7 protein-coding genes are annotated in these 16758 nt (G+C 73.7%); 6 read left to right on the forward strand and 1 reads right to left on the reverse strand.

What is annotated here, in order from left to right:
- Positions 1 to 123 precede the first annotated feature (123 nt).
- The 5 genes from AB0I21_RS24415 (at position 124) to AB0I21_RS24435 (ending at position 14580) form a co-directional block, all read left to right on the forward strand.
- A complete protein-coding gene (locus tag AB0I21_RS24415; protein ID WP_360564402.1) occupies positions 124 to 3327 on the forward strand; it encodes a BTAD domain-containing putative transcriptional regulator in 3204 nt (1067 codons plus the stop codon).
- Between the two features lie 138 nt (positions 3328 to 3465).
- On the forward strand, positions 3466 to 6609 hold the full coding sequence (locus AB0I21_RS24420) for a VCBS repeat-containing protein (RefSeq protein WP_360564404.1): 3144 nt from the start codon (positions 3466 to 3468) through the stop codon (positions 6607 to 6609).
- Entirely contained in the window at positions 6606 to 12995 is a 6390-nt protein-coding gene (locus AB0I21_RS24425; RefSeq protein WP_360564406.1) for an RHS repeat-associated core domain-containing protein, read from the forward strand. Before AB0I21_RS24420 ends, AB0I21_RS24425 begins: the two co-directional genes overlap by 4 nt.
- A gap of 76 nt (positions 12996 to 13071) precedes the next feature.
- Positions 13072 to 13647 (forward strand): TetR/AcrR family transcriptional regulator, encoded by a 576-nt coding sequence (locus AB0I21_RS24430; RefSeq protein WP_360564408.1) that lies wholly within the window; start codon positions 13072 to 13074, stop codon positions 13645 to 13647.
- Positions 13648 to 13659: 12 nt separating this feature from the next.
- On the forward strand, positions 13660 to 14580 hold the full coding sequence (locus AB0I21_RS24435; protein WP_360564410.1) for a CPBP family glutamic-type intramembrane protease: 921 nt from the start codon (positions 13660 to 13662) through the stop codon (positions 14578 to 14580).
- Here AB0I21_RS24435 and AB0I21_RS24440 read toward each other — a convergent pair.
- Complete coding sequence (locus AB0I21_RS24440; protein ID WP_360564412.1) at positions 14571 to 16028, reverse strand: EAL domain-containing protein; 1458 nt, start codon at positions 16026 to 16028, stop codon at positions 14571 to 14573. The two genes, AB0I21_RS24435 and AB0I21_RS24440, sit on opposite strands and share 10 nt — an antisense overlap.
- Before the next feature lie 73 nt (positions 16029 to 16101).
- On the opposite strand from AB0I21_RS24440, the gene AB0I21_RS24445 reads away from it, so the two are divergent.
- Entirely contained in the window at positions 16102 to 16752 is a 651-nt protein-coding gene (locus AB0I21_RS24445; RefSeq protein ID WP_360564541.1) for a GNAT family N-acetyltransferase, read from the forward strand.
- Positions 16753 to 16758 lie beyond the last annotated feature (6 nt).

Raw genomic sequence — 16758 nt, forward strand, 5'->3', positions numbered from 1 at the left:
CGGCGCAAAGAGCACTTTCAGCGACTTCGGTGCGATGCACGGCAATCCCGGCGTCAGCGGTGCACCGGTTGTGCGTGCCTGCATTAGGGTGCGTGCGCATCGATGGATCCGGGGGGCCGCAAGATGATCGGCGTTGATGAGGAGTTCGGGGTGCTGCTGCGCGCGGCACGCCGGGAGGCGGGGCTCAGCCAACGGCAGCTGGCCGAGCACGCCGGGATGAGCCTGGCCGCGGTGCGCGACCTGGAGCAGGGGCGGACCCGACGGCCGCAGCCGCAGTCGGTGGAGGCCCTGGCAGGCGGGCTGCGCCTGACGGGCCCGCAGGCAACGGCGTTCCGGCTCGCGGCGGCCCGGCAGCCGGCGGCACCCGCACCGGCCGTGGCATCGATCAGGGACGCCGCGACCAGGCAGCGACCCGCCAGGGCGCGGGGCGGCGCCGATCTCCCGGTGCGGGTGTCGGTGCTGGGGGCGGCGGCCGTCCACCGCGGCGCGCACCTGGTCGCGATCGGTTCGGCGCGCCAGCGGGTGCTGCTGGGCCGGCTGGCGCTGTCGGCCAACACCGCCGTCGCGGTGTCGGAGCTGGTGGACCTGCTCTGGGACGTGGAGCCGCCGGCGGCGCCGGCCCACGCGGTGCACACGTACGTGTCACGGCTGCGGACCGTCCTCGACCCGGACTACACGGACCGGACCGGGCTGATCGAGCGGACTCCCGGCGGGTACCGGCTGAACCTCACCGCCGACCAGCTCGACCTCGCCGGCTTCCGGCAGCGGGTGGAGCGGGCGCGGGCGGCGGCGCCCGAGGAGGCGCTGGATCTGCTGGAGGCGGCGCTGGCGGTGTGGCGGGGCAGCCCGCTCGCCGACGTCCCGCAGCTGCGGCACCACCCGCTGGTCACGGCCGTGGCGAACGAGCGGGCGGCGGTGGCGCTGCGGTTCGCCGACGCGGCCCTCGCCGCCGGGCAGCCCGGCCGGTGCCTGCCGGTGCTGCGCGAGCTCACCACGGCCGAGCCGCTGCACGAGCCGCTGCACGCCCGGCTCATCGCCGCGCTCGCCGCCGGCGACCTGCAGGCGGCGGCCCTCGCGGTCTACGCCGACATCCGGCAGCGGCTCGTCGAGGAGCTCGGCGTGGGGCCCGGACCGGACCTGATCGACGCCCACCGCAGGGTGCTGCGGCAGGAGACGGCCGGGCCGGGCGCGGTCCCCGCCGCCGCGCCGGTCGTGCCGGCCCAGCTGCCGCCGGACGTGTCCGGGTTCGCCGGGCGGCGGGCGGAGCTGGCCGAGCTGGACCGGATCGCCGGGACCGGGCCGGCGGCACAGCCGTCCGCGGTGGTGATCGCCGCGATCTCCGGCACGGCCGGGGTCGGCAAGACCGCCCTGGCCATCCGCTGGGCGCACCGGGTCCGGGACCGGTACCCCGACGGCCAGGTGTACCTGAACCTGCGCGGCTCCGACCCCGAGGAGCCGATGAGCTCCACCGACGCGCTGCGCCGGCTGTTGCGGGCGCTCGGCGTGGCCGACGCCGACCTGCCCGCCGACGCCGACGATCGGGCCGCCCGCTACCGCACGCAGATCGCCGACCGGCGGATGCTGATCCTGCTGGACAACGCGTCGTCGGTCGAGCAGGTCCGGCCGCTGCTGCCGGGGACCGCGTCGTGCACGGTGCTGGTGACCAGTCGCGACCGGCTGGCCGGGCTGGTGGCGGTGCACGGCGCCCACCGCGTCGACCTGGACCTGCTGTCGGTGGTCGAGGCGGGGGCGCTGCTGCGCCGGCTGATCGGTGTCCGGGCGGAGGCGGAGCCGGGGGCCGCGGTCGCGCTGGCCGAACTGTGCGCGCGGCTGCCGCTGGCGCTGCGGGTCGTCGCCGAGCTGGTCGTCTCGCGCCGCGGGGCGACCCTCGCCGAGCTGGTGGCCGAGCTCGGCGACCAGCGGCTGCGGCTCGCGCTGCTCGACGCCGGCGGCGACCCGCGCGGCTCGGTGCCGGCGGCGTTCTCGTGGTCGCTGCGGCACCTGCCGCCGGCGGTGGCGCAGCTGTTCGTGCTGGTGGCGCTGCACCCCGGCGGCGACGTCGACGTGTACGCGGCGGCGGCCCTGGCCGACGTCACCGTGCCGGACGCGCGGCGGATGCTGTCGCTGCTCGTGCGGGGCCGCATGCTGGACGTCACGGCCGGCGAACGGTTCGGGATGCACGACCTGCTCCGCGCGTACGCGCTGGGGCTCGCCGACGACGCGGCGGTGCACGCCGCCAGGACGCGGCTGTTCGAACACTGCACGGCCGCCGCCGCGGCGGCGATGGACGTGCTGTTCCCGGCGGAGTGCCGGCACCGCCCGGCGGTGCCGCCGACGGCGACGACCCCGCCCCTGCCGGACCGGGCGGCGGCCCGGGCGTGGCTGGACGCGGAGCTGCCCGGCCTGACCGCGGTCGTGCGGTACGCGGCCCGGCACGGCTGGCCGGTCCACGCCGGGATCCTGGCCCGGACGCTGTTCCGCTACCTCGCCGGTGGCTCCGCCGAGGAGGCGCTCGTCGTGCACCAGGCCGCCCACGACGCCGCCGTGCTGGCCGGTGACCGTCCCGGCGCCGCGTACGCCGACCTCGGCCTGGGCGCGACGCAGCAGCAGCTGGGGCGGCTCACGACGGCGGCCGGCCACTTCACCCGGGCGCGGGCCGCGCTCGACCGGGCGGGCGACCCCACGGGGGCGGCCCGGGCGCTGGTGGGGCTCGGCGCCGTCGAGCAGCGGCTGCACCGCTACCAGGTGGCCGCCGGGCACTTCGGCGCGGCCCTGGCGATCTTCCGTTCGCAACGCGACGACGCCGGCGTCGGCCGGACGCTGATCAACCTCGGCATGGTCCGTTACCAGCTCGGCGACCTCGAGGCGGCCGCGGGGCACCACCGGGAGGCGATCGCGGTGCACCGGCGCATCGGCGACCGGACGGGGGAGGCGACCGCCCTGACCGACCTCGGCATCATCGAGGTGCACCTGGGTCAGCCGCGGCGGGCCGCCGAACGCCACTCGCGCAGCCTCGCCCTGTTCCTGGAGGCCGGCGACCGGCACGGCGAGGCGTGGGCCCGCAACGGGCTCGGTGAGGCGGCGGCCGCCGCCGGCCGGCCGGCGGACGCGCTCGCGCACCACACCGCCGCGCTCGACACCGCCGTGCGCGCCGGGCTGCGCGACCAGCAGGCGCGGGCGCACGCCGGGCTCGGCCACGCCCACCGCGCGTCGTTCGAGCAGGACCTGGCCCGCGAGCACTTCGCGCGGGCCCTGGCGCTCTACGACGACCTCGGCGTGCCGGAGGCCGCGCAGCTGCGGGACGAGCTGGCCGCGACGCCCGACTGAGCCCCGACCGAGCCCCACAGGGTACGGGCGAGCGGTACGGGCGGAGTACGGGTAGCGGCGCGTGAGCCGGATGAGAGCGGCGCTGCCCATGATCGCCCCGACGTCTCCGCTGCTCGCCCGTTCCTTGGAGGGACAACTATGGGCAGGTTCTCCTCGGCGCGCCGGCGCGCCGGACTGGTCCTCGCCGGGTTAGGCCTCGGCCTCGGCTGGGTCACCGTCGTGCCGCACACGGCGGCCGCCGCCCCGCCGAGCGCCGCATGCGCCGCGGAGGCGGTGCAACAGGACGAGAAGACCGCCAGGGCGTCCGCGCGCCTGTGCGGCAAGCGCTTCGAGGTGGTCGGCGCCCGCACCGCCAAGTCGCAGACGTTCGCCAACCCGAACGGCTCGATGACCTACGAGGCGTCCGCGACGCCGAAGCGGGTCAAGACCGCGAGCGGCTGGACGCCGATCGACACGGCGTTGCAGCCGGCGAAGGCCGGCGGCTTCGCCGCCAAGGCCGCCGAGCTGCCCGTGACCTTCTCCACCGGCGGCACCCAGCCCTTCGCGACGGTGCAGACCGCGGCCGGGGCGTTCGCGCTGCGCTGGCCGGCGGCACTGCCCGCGGGCCGGATCGACGGCGACAGCGTCGTCTACCCGGACGTGCTCGACGGCGTCGACCTACGGGTGCGGGCGCTCTCCGACAGCTTCAACTACGTGCTGGTGGTGAAGACCCGCGCGGCGCAGGCGAACCCGGCGCTGCGCCGCATCGCGGTCGCCGTCACCGGACCCGCCACCCGCACCCGCGCCGACGGCACGTTCGAGGTCCTCGACGGCACGGGCACCGCGGTGCTCGCCTCGGCGCCGGCCGGCATGTGGGACGCCTCCGGCGGCGGCACCGCCCGCGGCGCGGAGGACCTCACCCGCACCGGCGCGGTCGCGACCGAGCTGACCGGTGGCGAGCTGGTCCTGCGCCCTGACCCGGCGTGGCTGGCCGACGAGAGCCTCACCCTGCCGCTGTACGTCGACCCGCAGATCGGCCTGCCGCGGACCAGCTTCGCGTACGCCAACAGCGACAACTACAGCTACTCCGGCGGCGTCGGCGACGTCGCCCGCGTCGGCCGCAACCCGGAGTGCTGCGGCACCAACTGGCGGGCGTACTTCGAGTTCGGCCTGACGGCCGTGCACGGCAAGCAGATCATCGCCGCCGAGCTCAAGACCCTCGTCACGCACTCGTGGAACTGCACCGGCACCGACCTGACCCTGGCGCAGAGCGGGGCGATCGGGTCCGGGCTCAACGGCAGCCGGCTCGGCTGGGCGCCGGTGGTCCTGACGTCGTACGGGGCGCGGTCGGCGCAGAGCTGCAGCGCGCCGGGCAACAACCCGAGCTGGATCCTCACCTCGCAGATGCAGAGCTGGGCCGACGCCCGGTTCGGCGCCTACACGTTCGTGTTCCTCGGCTCGGAGAGCGACTCCCACCAGTGGAAGAAGCTGTCGGCGGCGAACACGAACCTGGTCGTGCAGTACAACACCCCGCCGACGATCTCGGACCAGTCCGCGACCGGTGACGGCAGCACCATCGGCTGCTACTCCAGCGGCACGAGCGGCCAGCCGGCGATCGGCGCGAACAACGGCGTGCAGCTGAGCACCAAGGTGCAGGACGCCGAGACCGACCAGAACATCGTCGGCAAGTTCGAGTGGCAGGACCTGACCGCCGGCACGGGCGCGGTGACCGTGCCGGACACACCGGGCCTGCCGGCACCGCGCACGATCACCGTCAACATCCCCGGCTCGTCGCTGCCCAACGGTCACAACATCCAGTGGCGGGTGCGGGCGTGGGACGGCAACCACTACAGCGGCTACTCGCCGTGGTGCCACTTCGTGGTCGACGGGACCGCGCCGGCGCAGCCGCTGCTCACCAGCAGCGACCTGCAGGACTTCCCGTTCCCGGCGGGCCCGGGGGCGGTCGCCGGGGCACCGGCCACGGTGACGTTCAGCCCGGTGGACCAGGTCCTGGACCGGGTCGTCGGCTACTACTACTCCGTCGGCACCGTGGAGCGGACCCCGTACATCTGGGTGCCGGCCGCGGCGAACGGCGTGGCGACCGTGCCGATCGTGCCCGTCGACGGCTCCGGCGGGATCAACATCCTGAGCGTGGTCGCGGTCGACGCCAGCGGCAACCGGTCGCCGCAGGCCCCGAACGTCGGCAACTTCCACACGCCGGGCCTGTGGATGTTCCTGGCGAGCCCGGGGACCCTGTCGCGGAAGCGGGCCGACGCGACCGGCGACGACAACGCCGACATCGTCGCCGTCGTCGACCCGGGCGGCTACCGCACGTCGCTGATGCGGTGGACGACGAAGGCTGACGGCAGCGGCACGACCACGCCGGTGACGCCCGTGGTCAACGACCCGCAGGCGTATCCGATGGCGACCATCAAGGGGCTCAGCGGCGACTTCAACGGCGACGGCCGCTCCGACGTCGCCATGTTCCGCGACTACGGCGGCTGCCGCATGACCCTGTCGTGGTGGCTGTCGGACGGCAACGGCTACAGCGCCGCGGCGCAGCTGTGGGACTCCGGCGCCGGCGGCTGGTGCTTCGACCGGGTCCAGGCGGTCGCCGGCGACTTCACCGGCGACGGCAAGACCGACATCACCGCGTTCTACCGCTACGACGGCAACCAGGAGCGGACGTTCCTGTTCCAGGCGAAGTCCGACGGCACCGGCTTCAACAGCCCGGTCCAGTCGTGGGACTCGGGCCCCGGCAACTGGGACGGCAACCGGCTGAAGATGCCGGTCGCCGGCGACTTCGACAAGGACGGCAAGGCGGAGATCCTCGTGTGGTACGACTACGGCAACTGCGACACCGGCCTCTGGCGCTTCCGGCCCCCGGGCGACGGCACCCTCGCCACGAACCCCGTGTCCCGCTCCGGCGCCGGCGTCAAGTGCATGACGAACACCATCACGACCTTCAGCGGCGACGCCGACGGTGACGGCGACGAGGACCTGTACGAGATCCTGAAGTCCGGCTCGGGCGTGTGCGCGGCGATCTCCACCGGGATGTCCTTCGCGCCCGCGTCGTGCATGGCGATCCCGGGCACCTCCACCGCCGCGTCCTGGCGGTTCACCGGCGGTGACATCGACGGCAACGGCCGGTTCGACATCGTCTGCTTCGACGGCACGACCAGCACCACGATCAAGGTGGTCACCGGCGGGTTCGTCGCAGGTGAGGCGAGGACCGAGCTGAGCTGGTGGAACTCGACGAGCGTCACCGGCACGCTCGACCCGACCACGGTGCGTGCGCTGTGAGGGCGCGGTGGGTGGGGCTCGCCGCCCTCGCGCTCACGCTGCTGACCGACGGCGTCGCCGTGATCCCGGCGAACGCCGCCCCGGTCGACCTCAAGCTGCCGAAGGACCGGCCGCTGGTGCAGGGCCGCGACGCGGTGTTCAAGGCGCCGGCGAAGGACCCGCAGCCGACCGTGACGGCCGCGCCGAAGGTCGCCTGGCCGGCCGCCGGCACGGCCGAGGTGCAGCTGCCCGCCGCGGCCTCGCCGCAGGCGACGGCCGCCCCGGCCCTCGCCTGGGCGCAGGGGCTGCCGGTCGGCGCGCGGGCGGGCGCCGCCCTCGGCCCGCAGCAGCGGCTGTCGGGCGAGTCGCTCGGCACCGTGCCCGGCACGGTGCGGGTGAGCCTGCTCGCGCACGGCACCGGCGGGCGTGACGTCGTGTTCCGGGTCGGCCGCAGCGACGGCCGTGCCGGTGCGGGCGCGGTCGTCGTCGGCGTGGACTACACCGGGTTCCGCGACGCCTACGGCGCCGACTGGTCCCGCCGGCTGCGCCTCGTCGCGCTGCCGGAGTGCGCGCTGAGCACCCCGGACCTGCCGGGCTGCCAGGAGCAGGCGCTCGACTCGACGAACGACCCGGTCACCGGGGTGGTGTCCGCCGCCGTCGCCGCGCCCGCGCTGCTGGACCAGCGGCTCGACGCGACGACCGCGGCCGCGCCGCAGGCCCGCTCCGGCATGCTCGTCGCGCTCGCCGCGGGGCCCGACTCCGACGGCGGCGACTTCAAGGCCACCGACCTCAACGCCGCCAACAAGTGGAGCGCGGGCGGCAGCGCCGGCGGGTTCAACTGGGGCTACCCGGTGCCGCTGCCGCCGGGCGCCGGCGGGCCGACGCCGCAGGTGCAGCTCGGGTACTCCTCGCAGTCCGTCGACGGGATGACCGCCGCCGGGAACTCGCAGCCGAGCTGGGTCGGTGAGGGCTTCAACTGGCAGCCCGGGTCGATCGAGCGCGGCTACCGCGGCTGCACCGACGACGGCCGGACCGGCACCGGCGACGTGTGCTGGGTGGGCGAGAACGCCACCATGACCCTGAACGGGCAGTCGAGCACGCTGGTGCTGGAGAACGGCAAGTGGCGGCCGTCGGCCGACAACGGCGCGAAGGTCGAGAAGCTCGCCAACCTCGCCACCGGCAACGGCGACGACGACGGCGAGTACTGGCGGGTGACGACGACCGACGGCACCGAGTACTACTTCGGCCTCAACCGGCTGCCCGGCTGGGACGGCGACCCGGCCACCGAGACCAAGTCCGTCGGGTACGAGCCGGTGTACGGCAACAACACCGGCGAGCCGTGCAACGCGAACGGCTGGTGCCAGCAGGCGTACCGGTGGAACCTCGACTACGTCGTCGACCCGTTCAAGAACACCATGTCGTACTTCTACGAGCGGCACGTCAACAACTACGCCCGCAACCGCACCGACTCGGCCGGGACGCCGTACGTCCGTGACCTGTACGTGCGGGAGATCGACTACGGCACGCGGCAGAACGCGGCCGGCGCCGACACCGTCTTCGCCGGCACCGCGCCGGCCCGGGTCGTGTTCGGCACCGAGGAACGGTGCATCACCCCCGGCGCGACCTGCGTGCCGGTCGCGGCCAACGCGGCGAACTTCCCCGACGCCCCGGTCGACCAGCTGTGCTCCGGCACCAGCTGCGCCGGCCGCTACTCCCCGACGTTCTTCACCACGAAACGGCTCAGCACGGTCACCACCGAGGTCGCCACCGGCAACCGGACGTGGCGCCGGGTGACGCAGACCAAGCTCAGCCACCAGTGGAACGACCCGGGCGTCAACCTGCAGAAGGTGCTGTGGCTGTCCAGCATCAAGGGCTGCGGCACCACCGACGACGCCGACGCGTGCACACCCCCGGTCCAGCTCAACCCCGTCGGGATGCGCAACCGCGTCGACATGGCCGGCACCACGAACAGCATCACCCGCTACCGGATGCGCTCGATCCTCACCGAGTCCGGCAACACGATCGCCGTGACCTACTCGGCGGAGGACTGCGTCGCCGGGCAGACCATGCCGGCCGCACCCGACAACAACAACCGGCGCTGCTACCCGCAGTACTGGGTGCCGCCGGGCACCAGCTCCCCGAAGCTGGAGTACTTCCACAAGTACCGCGTGGAGAAGGTCGCCGAGGGCGACGGCGGCGACGCGACCGACGGCACCGAGGACGAGGAGACCACCTACGAGTACATCGGCGACCCGGCGTGGCACTCCGACCAGAACCCCATCGCGATGCCGAACCGGCGCACGTGGGGGCTGTGGCGCGGCTACCAGAAGGTGCGGGTGCTGCGCGGCGCCGCGACGAGCGTGCGGCTGAAGAGCGAGACGACGTACTTCCGCGGCATGCACGGTGACAAGCTCAGCAGCGGTACCCGTACCGCATCCGTGCCCGACTCCGACGGCGGCAGCTGGGCCGACGAGGACCGGTTCGCCGGCACCGTCCGGGAGCAGATCAACTACCTCGGCGAGACCTCGACCGTGGTCGACAAGACGAAGACCGACCCGTACGAGTACGGGCCGACCGCCACCCAGGACGTCCTCGGCATCACCATGCGGGCATGGGTGACGAACGTGAGGGCGACGCAGGTCACGACGACGCTCGACGGCGGGCGGGCGCCCCGCAAGACCCGGACCACCAACACGTTCCTGGCCGACGGCACCGGCCGGGTGGAGCGGGTCGACGACGAGGCCGACCTGTCCACGACCGCCGACGACCAGTGCGTGCGGCAGTGGTACGCGAGCAACGCCGCCGGGACGAACATCCAGCACCTGTCCCGGGTCGAGGTGGTCGCGGTGCGCTGCGCACTCACCCCGAACCGGGTCACGGACGTCGTCTCCGACGTGCGGATGTGGTACGACGGGGCGACGTTCTACTCCACGACCCTGACCAAGGGCTTCACCTCCAGGGTCGAGCAGCTGCTGACGCCGAACGCGACGAACCCGACGTACCAGACCACGACGAGGGCCGCCGCGGACGAGCACGGCCGGTCCGTCGACGTGTGGGACGCCGAGAACTACCACACCGGCACCGCCTACACGCCGGCCACCGGGGGACCGGTCACCAAGGTCTCCGTCACCAACCCGCTCGGGTGGGTCACCGACACCGACGTCGACCCCGCCAGCGGCCGCGCCATCTCGGTCGTCGACAAGGATGTCAGCGGACCCGGGACGACCCGGCGGACCGACTTCGCCTACGACAAGCTCAGCCGGGTCGTGTCGGTGTGGGCGCCGGGCCGCAACAAGGCCGCGAACGAGACGGCGTCGGTGAAGTTCGCCTACGACCTGCGCCAGACCGGCGCGTCGAGCGTCGCCACCAGCCGGCTCAACACCGCCGGTAACGGGTACCTGACCAGCTACGCGCTGCTGGACAGCAAGCTGCGCCCCAGGCAGGAGCAGACCCCGGCGGAGGGCGGCAACCGGGTCATCGCCGAGACCCTCTACGACAGCCGGGGGCTGGCGAAGGTGTCCAGGCCGGCGTTCGGGGCCACCGGCGCGCCGAGCGGGACGCTGCGGCTGGCCACCGATACTGAGGTGCCGGGCCAGACCCGCTCCACCTACGACGGCGCGGGCCGGCTGATCCTGCAGGCGTGGCAGCTCAGCGGCGTCATCCAGTGGACCGGCAGCCACGCGTACGGCGGCGACCGCGAGGACGTGAGCCCGCCGGCCGGCAGCTCGGCGACCTCGACGTTCACCGATGCCCGCGGACGGATCACGGCTCTGTGGACCTACCGCGGCAACGTCGCCGATCCGGTGAACGGCGCGCACGACGTGATGCGCCGCACCTACCACCCGAACGGGGAGGTCGCCTCGGTCACGGACGGGTCTGGCAACCTCTGGACCTACGTCGTGGACGCCATGGGCCGGGTCACCGAGGCCAACGACCCGGACACCGGCAAGAGCACGTTCGGGTACGACCTGCTGGGCAAGGTCACGAAGACGGTGAGCGCCCGCAACGTCACGATGTACACCACGTACGACGGGCTCGGCCGCAGGACCGCCGAGTACACCGGCACCATGACGAACAAGACCGCCGAGTGGACCTACGACACGCTGGTGCACGGGCAGCCCACCGCGGCGATCCGCTACCAGGGCGGGCAGGCCTACACCCGGCAGGTCACCGAGTACACGGCGGCCGGCCAGCCGAAGAAGACCAAGGTGACGATCCCGTCGAACACCACGACCGGGACCCTCGCCGGCGACTACGTCACCGAGTCGACCTACAACGCGGACGGGACCGTCGCCACGGCGACCGCGTCGGCGAAGGTGAGCGTGCCGAACTACGGCGGACTCAACGACGAGACGCTGCAGCTCGGCTACACGGCGCTGGGCAACCCGCTGACGCTGCAGTCGAACCTCGGCACGTACGTCGTGGACACCCAGTACAAGCCCGAGGGGATGCTCGGCGGCATGCAGCTGCGCGACTCGGCGGCCGGCAAGAACCTGCGGCAGCTGTGGTCGTACTACCCGGGCACCAAGCAGCTGTCCAACCACCTGGTGTACGGCGACATCCCGAACACCGTGGCGAAGAACGCCACGTACACCTACGACGCCTCCGGCAACGTGCTGTCGATCGCGGACAGGATCGCGCAGTACAGCGCCGGCCAGGACGACGTGCAGTGCTTTCGGTACGACGACCGGTTCCGGCTCAGCGAGGCGTGGACGCCGACGTCCGGCAACTGCGCGGCGGCGCCGACGGTCGCCGGGCTCGGCGGTGCGGCGGCGTACTGGAAGTCGTACACGAGCGACGCCAGCGGCAACCGGACCAGCGAGGTGACCCACACCGCCGGCGGCGACTTCAACCGCACCTACACGTATCCGGCGCAGGGGGTCGGTACGGGACGGCCGCACGCTGTCACGCAGATCGCCACCACCGGCGCGGGTACGGGTACCGACACGTACGGGTACGACAACGGCGGCAACGTCACCACCCGGTCGATCGCCGGCCGGCCGTCGCAGACGCTGACGTGGACCCCGGCCAACCAGCTGGAGTCGGTCAGCGACAGCACCGGCACCACGTCCTACCTGTACGACGCCGACGGGGCGCGGCTGCTGACGAAGGACCCGGCCGGCACCACGCTGCACCTGGGCGACGTCGAGTACCGGCTGGCGGGCGGGGCCACCTCCGGCACCCGCAGCTACGTGCACGCCGGCCAGACGATCGCGGTGCGCACCCCGCAGGGGCTCAGCTGGCAGTGCGCCGACCACCAGGGCACGGCGGGGCTGTCGTTCAAGGCGACGGACCTGAGCAAGACGGTGCGCCGGGCGGACCCGTTCGGCAACCCGCGTGGCCCGGTGGTGACCTGGCCGTCCAAGCGCGGGTTCCTCAACGGCTACGCCGACGACACGGGCCTGGTGCATCTCGGCGCCCGCGAGTACGACCCGCGTGCGGGCCGGTTCGTCTCCGTGGACCCGATCCTGGATGCGAACAAGCTGCAGGGCATGAACGGGTACTCCTACGCCGAGAACAGCCCGGTGACGCTGTCGGATCCGGACGGCCGCTACGCCTGCCGCGGCAACGAGTGCGCCCCGAACCCGCCCGCCGCGGCGCCGCCCGCGCCGGAGGATCCGCCGGTCATAGTGATCATCGTGGACAAGGGCGGCGACCCCAAGAAGGCCACGGGCAAGACGGTCCTGAAGTACAAGGGCAAGGTGTGGCTGTACCACAACTGCAAGGAGGGCATGATGGGCCCCGTCACGGTCTCCCCGTGTGCCCCCGAGGAGGAGCTGGGTGTCGCGGTTCCGTGCAGCAACGGCGGCGGCGGTGGGCTGAAGGGCGAGATCTGCTGGGAGTCCACCGACGGGTTCCGGCACGACCTCTACGGCAACAAGTACTGCCCGCTCAAGGCAGCCCAGACGGCGTGCTCCCCGGGCTCGGCGACCCCCAAGCAGGAGCGCGTCTGCCAGAACTACTCGACGGTGATAGGCCCCAAACAACCGAAGTACCAGGGTGGCCAGTACGAGGACCCGTTCGAGTGCTCCAGCGGCAAGGAGGTGTGCAGGGTCGGCAACATCCTGAACTTCGTGCAGTTCCTGACGGGGTTCTGCCCGATCCTCTGGTGCACGGCGGTGGGGGCCGGCATCGGGGCGGTCTCGGCCGGGGCCTACTACCTCGGCGGTGAGACCGACAAGGGCAACCGGCAGCTGGCCACCACAGCGTTGGGGCTTGCCGTCGGCCCGCTGACGGGGAGGGTGGCCGCGAAGGTCGCCTTCGGCGCCGAACCGTCCGTCCAGAAGGGCCTCGACTACTCCTTCGGTCAGGTCGGCGGGTACGCGGCCGGCGTGTCGTGGTGCGGCTGGACCCCGTTCGGCTGCGATGACGAGGCAACGTTCTCGCAGGTGTGGCCGTTCGACTAGCACGGGCTCGACAGGCCGTCCTGTACGAACGTACAGTGCAGATGTACAGTACGTTCGTACAGGACGGTGAGCTTCGATGGGTCGCGGGGATCACCTGCTCGACGCGCTGGTCCGCGTGGTCGCCGACGGCGGTATCGCGGCGGTCAGCGTCCGGGCCGTCGCGGCCGAGGCCGGGGTCTCCGTCGCCCAGGTGCAGTACTACTTCCGCACCAAGGAAGAACTCGTCACCGCCGCCTACAAACACGTCGCCGAAGGCCTGCTGGAGCGGGTCCGGGCGCTGGATCTGAGTGGCCCGCCGCGGGACGCCCTGCGGCGGGTCCTGCACGTCTGGCTGCCGGTGGACGAGGCCCGCAGCCGCGACGCCAAGGTGTGGCTGACGTTCGCCGCGGCCGCGCCCGTGTCGCCGGCGATCGGCCCGCTCAGCGCCGAGATGGACGGCGACCTCAAGCGGTGGCTGGCCGGCTTCCTCGGCGAGGCGCAGCGGGCCGGCGCCCTCGACCCCGCCCTCGACCCGGACATCGAGGCGGCGCTGATCCTCGCGGTGCAGGACGGGCTCGTCGTGCAGGCGCTCGTCCTGCCCGAACAGGAGCGGGCAGCGCTCGTCGTCGCCGCGATGGACACCTATCTGGACCGGCTGTTCGCCGGGCGTTGACGGAGGCAGACGATGCGCGCGCAGACGCCGGCCCGGCCGACCCGACGTTCCTCCGTCCGTCCCTGGCGGGCCGTGCTCGGCGCCGCGGTCATGGCGGTCGCGCTCGGCGCCGGGCAGGCGGCCGGCGACGCCGTCATCCGCTGGGCCGGCCTGGCCGGCTTCCCCGCGCGGCTGGTGCCGGCGCTGCTGGTCGCCGGGATCGCCGTGCCGCTCGTCCTCGCCCTGCGGCGGCGCGACGGCGCCCCGGCCGCGCGGCTCGGCCTCACCGGCCCGCGGGAGGCGACCCAGGGGTTCGTCCTCGGCGTGGCCGTCGTCGCCGGCGCCGCCGCGGTCGTGTTCGGCGCCGGCACGGCCGCCGGCTGGCTGCGCTGGAGCGGCCTCGACCCGGGCGCGCTGCTGGCGTTCCTCGCCACCAACGCGGTCGTCGCGGTCCTGCTCGAGGCGATGCCGGAGGAGCTGAGCCTGCGCGGCTACACGTGGGGCACGCTGCGCGAGCGGTACGGGCCCGCCCGCACCGGCCTGCTGACCACCGCCCTGTTCGTGGCGGTGCCGGGCGCCGCGAGCGCCGTCAACGCGGCGGTCACGTGGGCGTGCGGCGGCGACCCGGGCCCGATCGGGCCCGCGCCCGCAGGCGAGGACCCGATCGCTTACGTCGTGCTCCTGCTGGTGTTCGGGTTCATGCTGGTGACCGCCCGCACCGCGACCGTGTCCGCGACGATCTGGACCTGCGTCGGCGCGCACCTGACGTTCCTGACCGTCAACCGGGTCACGCTCTTCGGCGGGGAGCGCCAAGCCGGGTGGTCCGCGGACCTCGTGACGGCCGACGCGATCCTCCTGGTCCCGGTGTACGTGCTGCTGGCCGCCGCCGGGTTCGTCGTCGTCGGCCGGCTGCTCCGCCGGGCCGCGAACCCCGCCCGCGCCGGTCAGCCGTAGTGGTGGACACCGCCGGCGAGAGCGTCGACGGCACGCAGGACCTGGCGCATGACCGTCCGGCACAGGTCGGGATTCTGGGTGACCGCGATGTCCCATACGGGCGGGTCCTGTGGCCGTCCGCCGTGCGGTTGCCCGGCCACGGCGATCGAGATCGTGGGCGACAGGACCACGAAGCACGTTTCGTGCGCGAACGCGTGCCCGACCGGCAGGTCGGCGGCCCTGACCCGCCAGTCCCCCCACGCCGAGACGTTCGGGCCGACGAGGACGATCAGCGGGCAGCGCTCCAGCAGCATCGTGAACATCACCTGCCGCTCCGGCGCCATGGTCGCGCCCTCGACGGGCACGACCGCCGCGATGACCGGTGCCTGGTCGCCGGCCGCGGCTTTCGTCGTCACCGACAGGACGAGATGGTCCAGGCCCGCCTGGCTGACGTTCGACGTCTGCCGGGCGCCGCCGGTGCTCAGGACGCTCCACGGCGTGCTGAGCGCCTGGTCCGGGTCCGGATGGACCAGCAACGGGATCGGGTGCACCGGCTGGGGGAGCTGATCCGGCAGCGGCCCCGGCTTGCCCAGCAGGTGCCCCTGCTGCAGGTGCGACCCGGCGGCGCGGGCGATCATCGACGCGTCGCTGTTCTCGACCCGCTCGACCAGCAGCGCGGCGCGGGTCCGCTCCGACTCGGCCATCGCGGCGATCAGCGCCGAGTTCGCCTGCCCGAGCCCGCTGGCGATCAGCTGGTGGTTCAGCTTCACCACGTCCGGCTCCAGCGTCGGCAGCAGCGCGGCGCCGGCGGCGCTGAACTCGATGTCGTTGATGGCGACGCCCCAGTTCGCGGCCCTTGCCCGGCGCGCGGTCTCCAGCGCGTGGCACGGGAACCGCGAGATCGCCCGGCCGGTCAGGTCGACGTACACCCGCAGCCGTTGCTCGGCCTCCTGCACCGTCGGCAGCAGATCCGCCGGGCACGGCTCGATGAGCGAGTCGGCCTCGACGTTGACGAACAACGAGATCGACGGCGGCAGCCGCGCGTCGAGCATCTCCCGGAACGCCGTCACCCGGCAGATCCAGTCCAGCTCACCGAGCCGCCCCGCGGCGTGCGCGGCGGCGAACAACTGCACCGGCGACTGCAGCGGCCCGTCGGGCCCGCGGGTGAGCGCCTCGAACCCGACGATCTGGCCGTGTTCGGTGTCGTGGACGGGCTGATACTCGATGCGGATCGCCCTGTCGGCGATGATCTGGTCGATCGGCGTGGCGCCCCCGGCGGCCGGCCTCCGCCGCGCCGGCGCCGCTGGTCTGGCGGCCGGTGCGCCTGACGGCTCCGGCACGTCGTCGGGCGGCTCGCCCAGGTCGGTCCCGCCGCCGCCCGCGCCCGGTTTGAGGTCGCTCGGCCCCCGGTAGCCGCTCCGCGACCACAACGTCCAGCCGCGCGTCTTGATCGTCTTGTCCACCATCATGCCTCCTGAGCACCCGAGGACATGCCGCCGCCCGGACCATCGGCGCGGCCCGGTGCGGACTGAGCGGTTCGCTATACCTGTACGGGTGGATCTCACTCAGCTGCTGGCGTCGGCGGCAGGCGGCCGGTTCCCGCCCGCGGACGGTGGCGTGACGGTCGTGCCGCAGCCCTCCGCCCGCGACGCGGGGGTGGTCGCGTTCACCGCCCACTCGGTGGTGTTCACCGACGAGGACCCGGGCTGGGTGCGCGCGGCCCTCGCGGCCCTGGACTGCGACCCCCTCGCCGCCGCCATGCACCCGCGCTTCCTCGCGGCGCTGCTCGAGCGCACGTCGCGCGCCATGGACACGATCGACCTGCTGACCGTGGCCGCCCCGTTGCCCGGGGATCCGCCGGTACGGCTCCGCGAGCTCACCGATCCGGACCACCCCCGGGTCCGGCGCGCGCTGCACCACCGCGACGAGGTGCGGGTGTGGTCCGCCGGTGGCGGGATCGTCGTCCTCGGCCGGGGAGTGGCGGGCCGCTGGGAGACGGCGATCGAGGTCGACGAGGACGCCCAGGACCGGGGGCTGGGCCGCGCGCTGGCCACCGCGGCCCGGCACCTCGTCCCGGCGGGGGAGCACGTCTGGTCACAGCAGGCGGCCGGCAACGCGCGCAGCGTCCGCGCCTTCCAGGCCGCCGGCTTCCGCCCCGTCGCCGCCGAGGCCCTCATGTACCTCGGTTCCTAGCATCCT

Origin of the sequence: Dactylosporangium sp. NPDC050588, assembly GCF_040654975.1 — a bacterium.
Taxonomy (GTDB): Bacteria; Actinomycetota; Actinomycetes; order Mycobacteriales; family Micromonosporaceae; genus Dactylosporangium; species Dactylosporangium maewongense.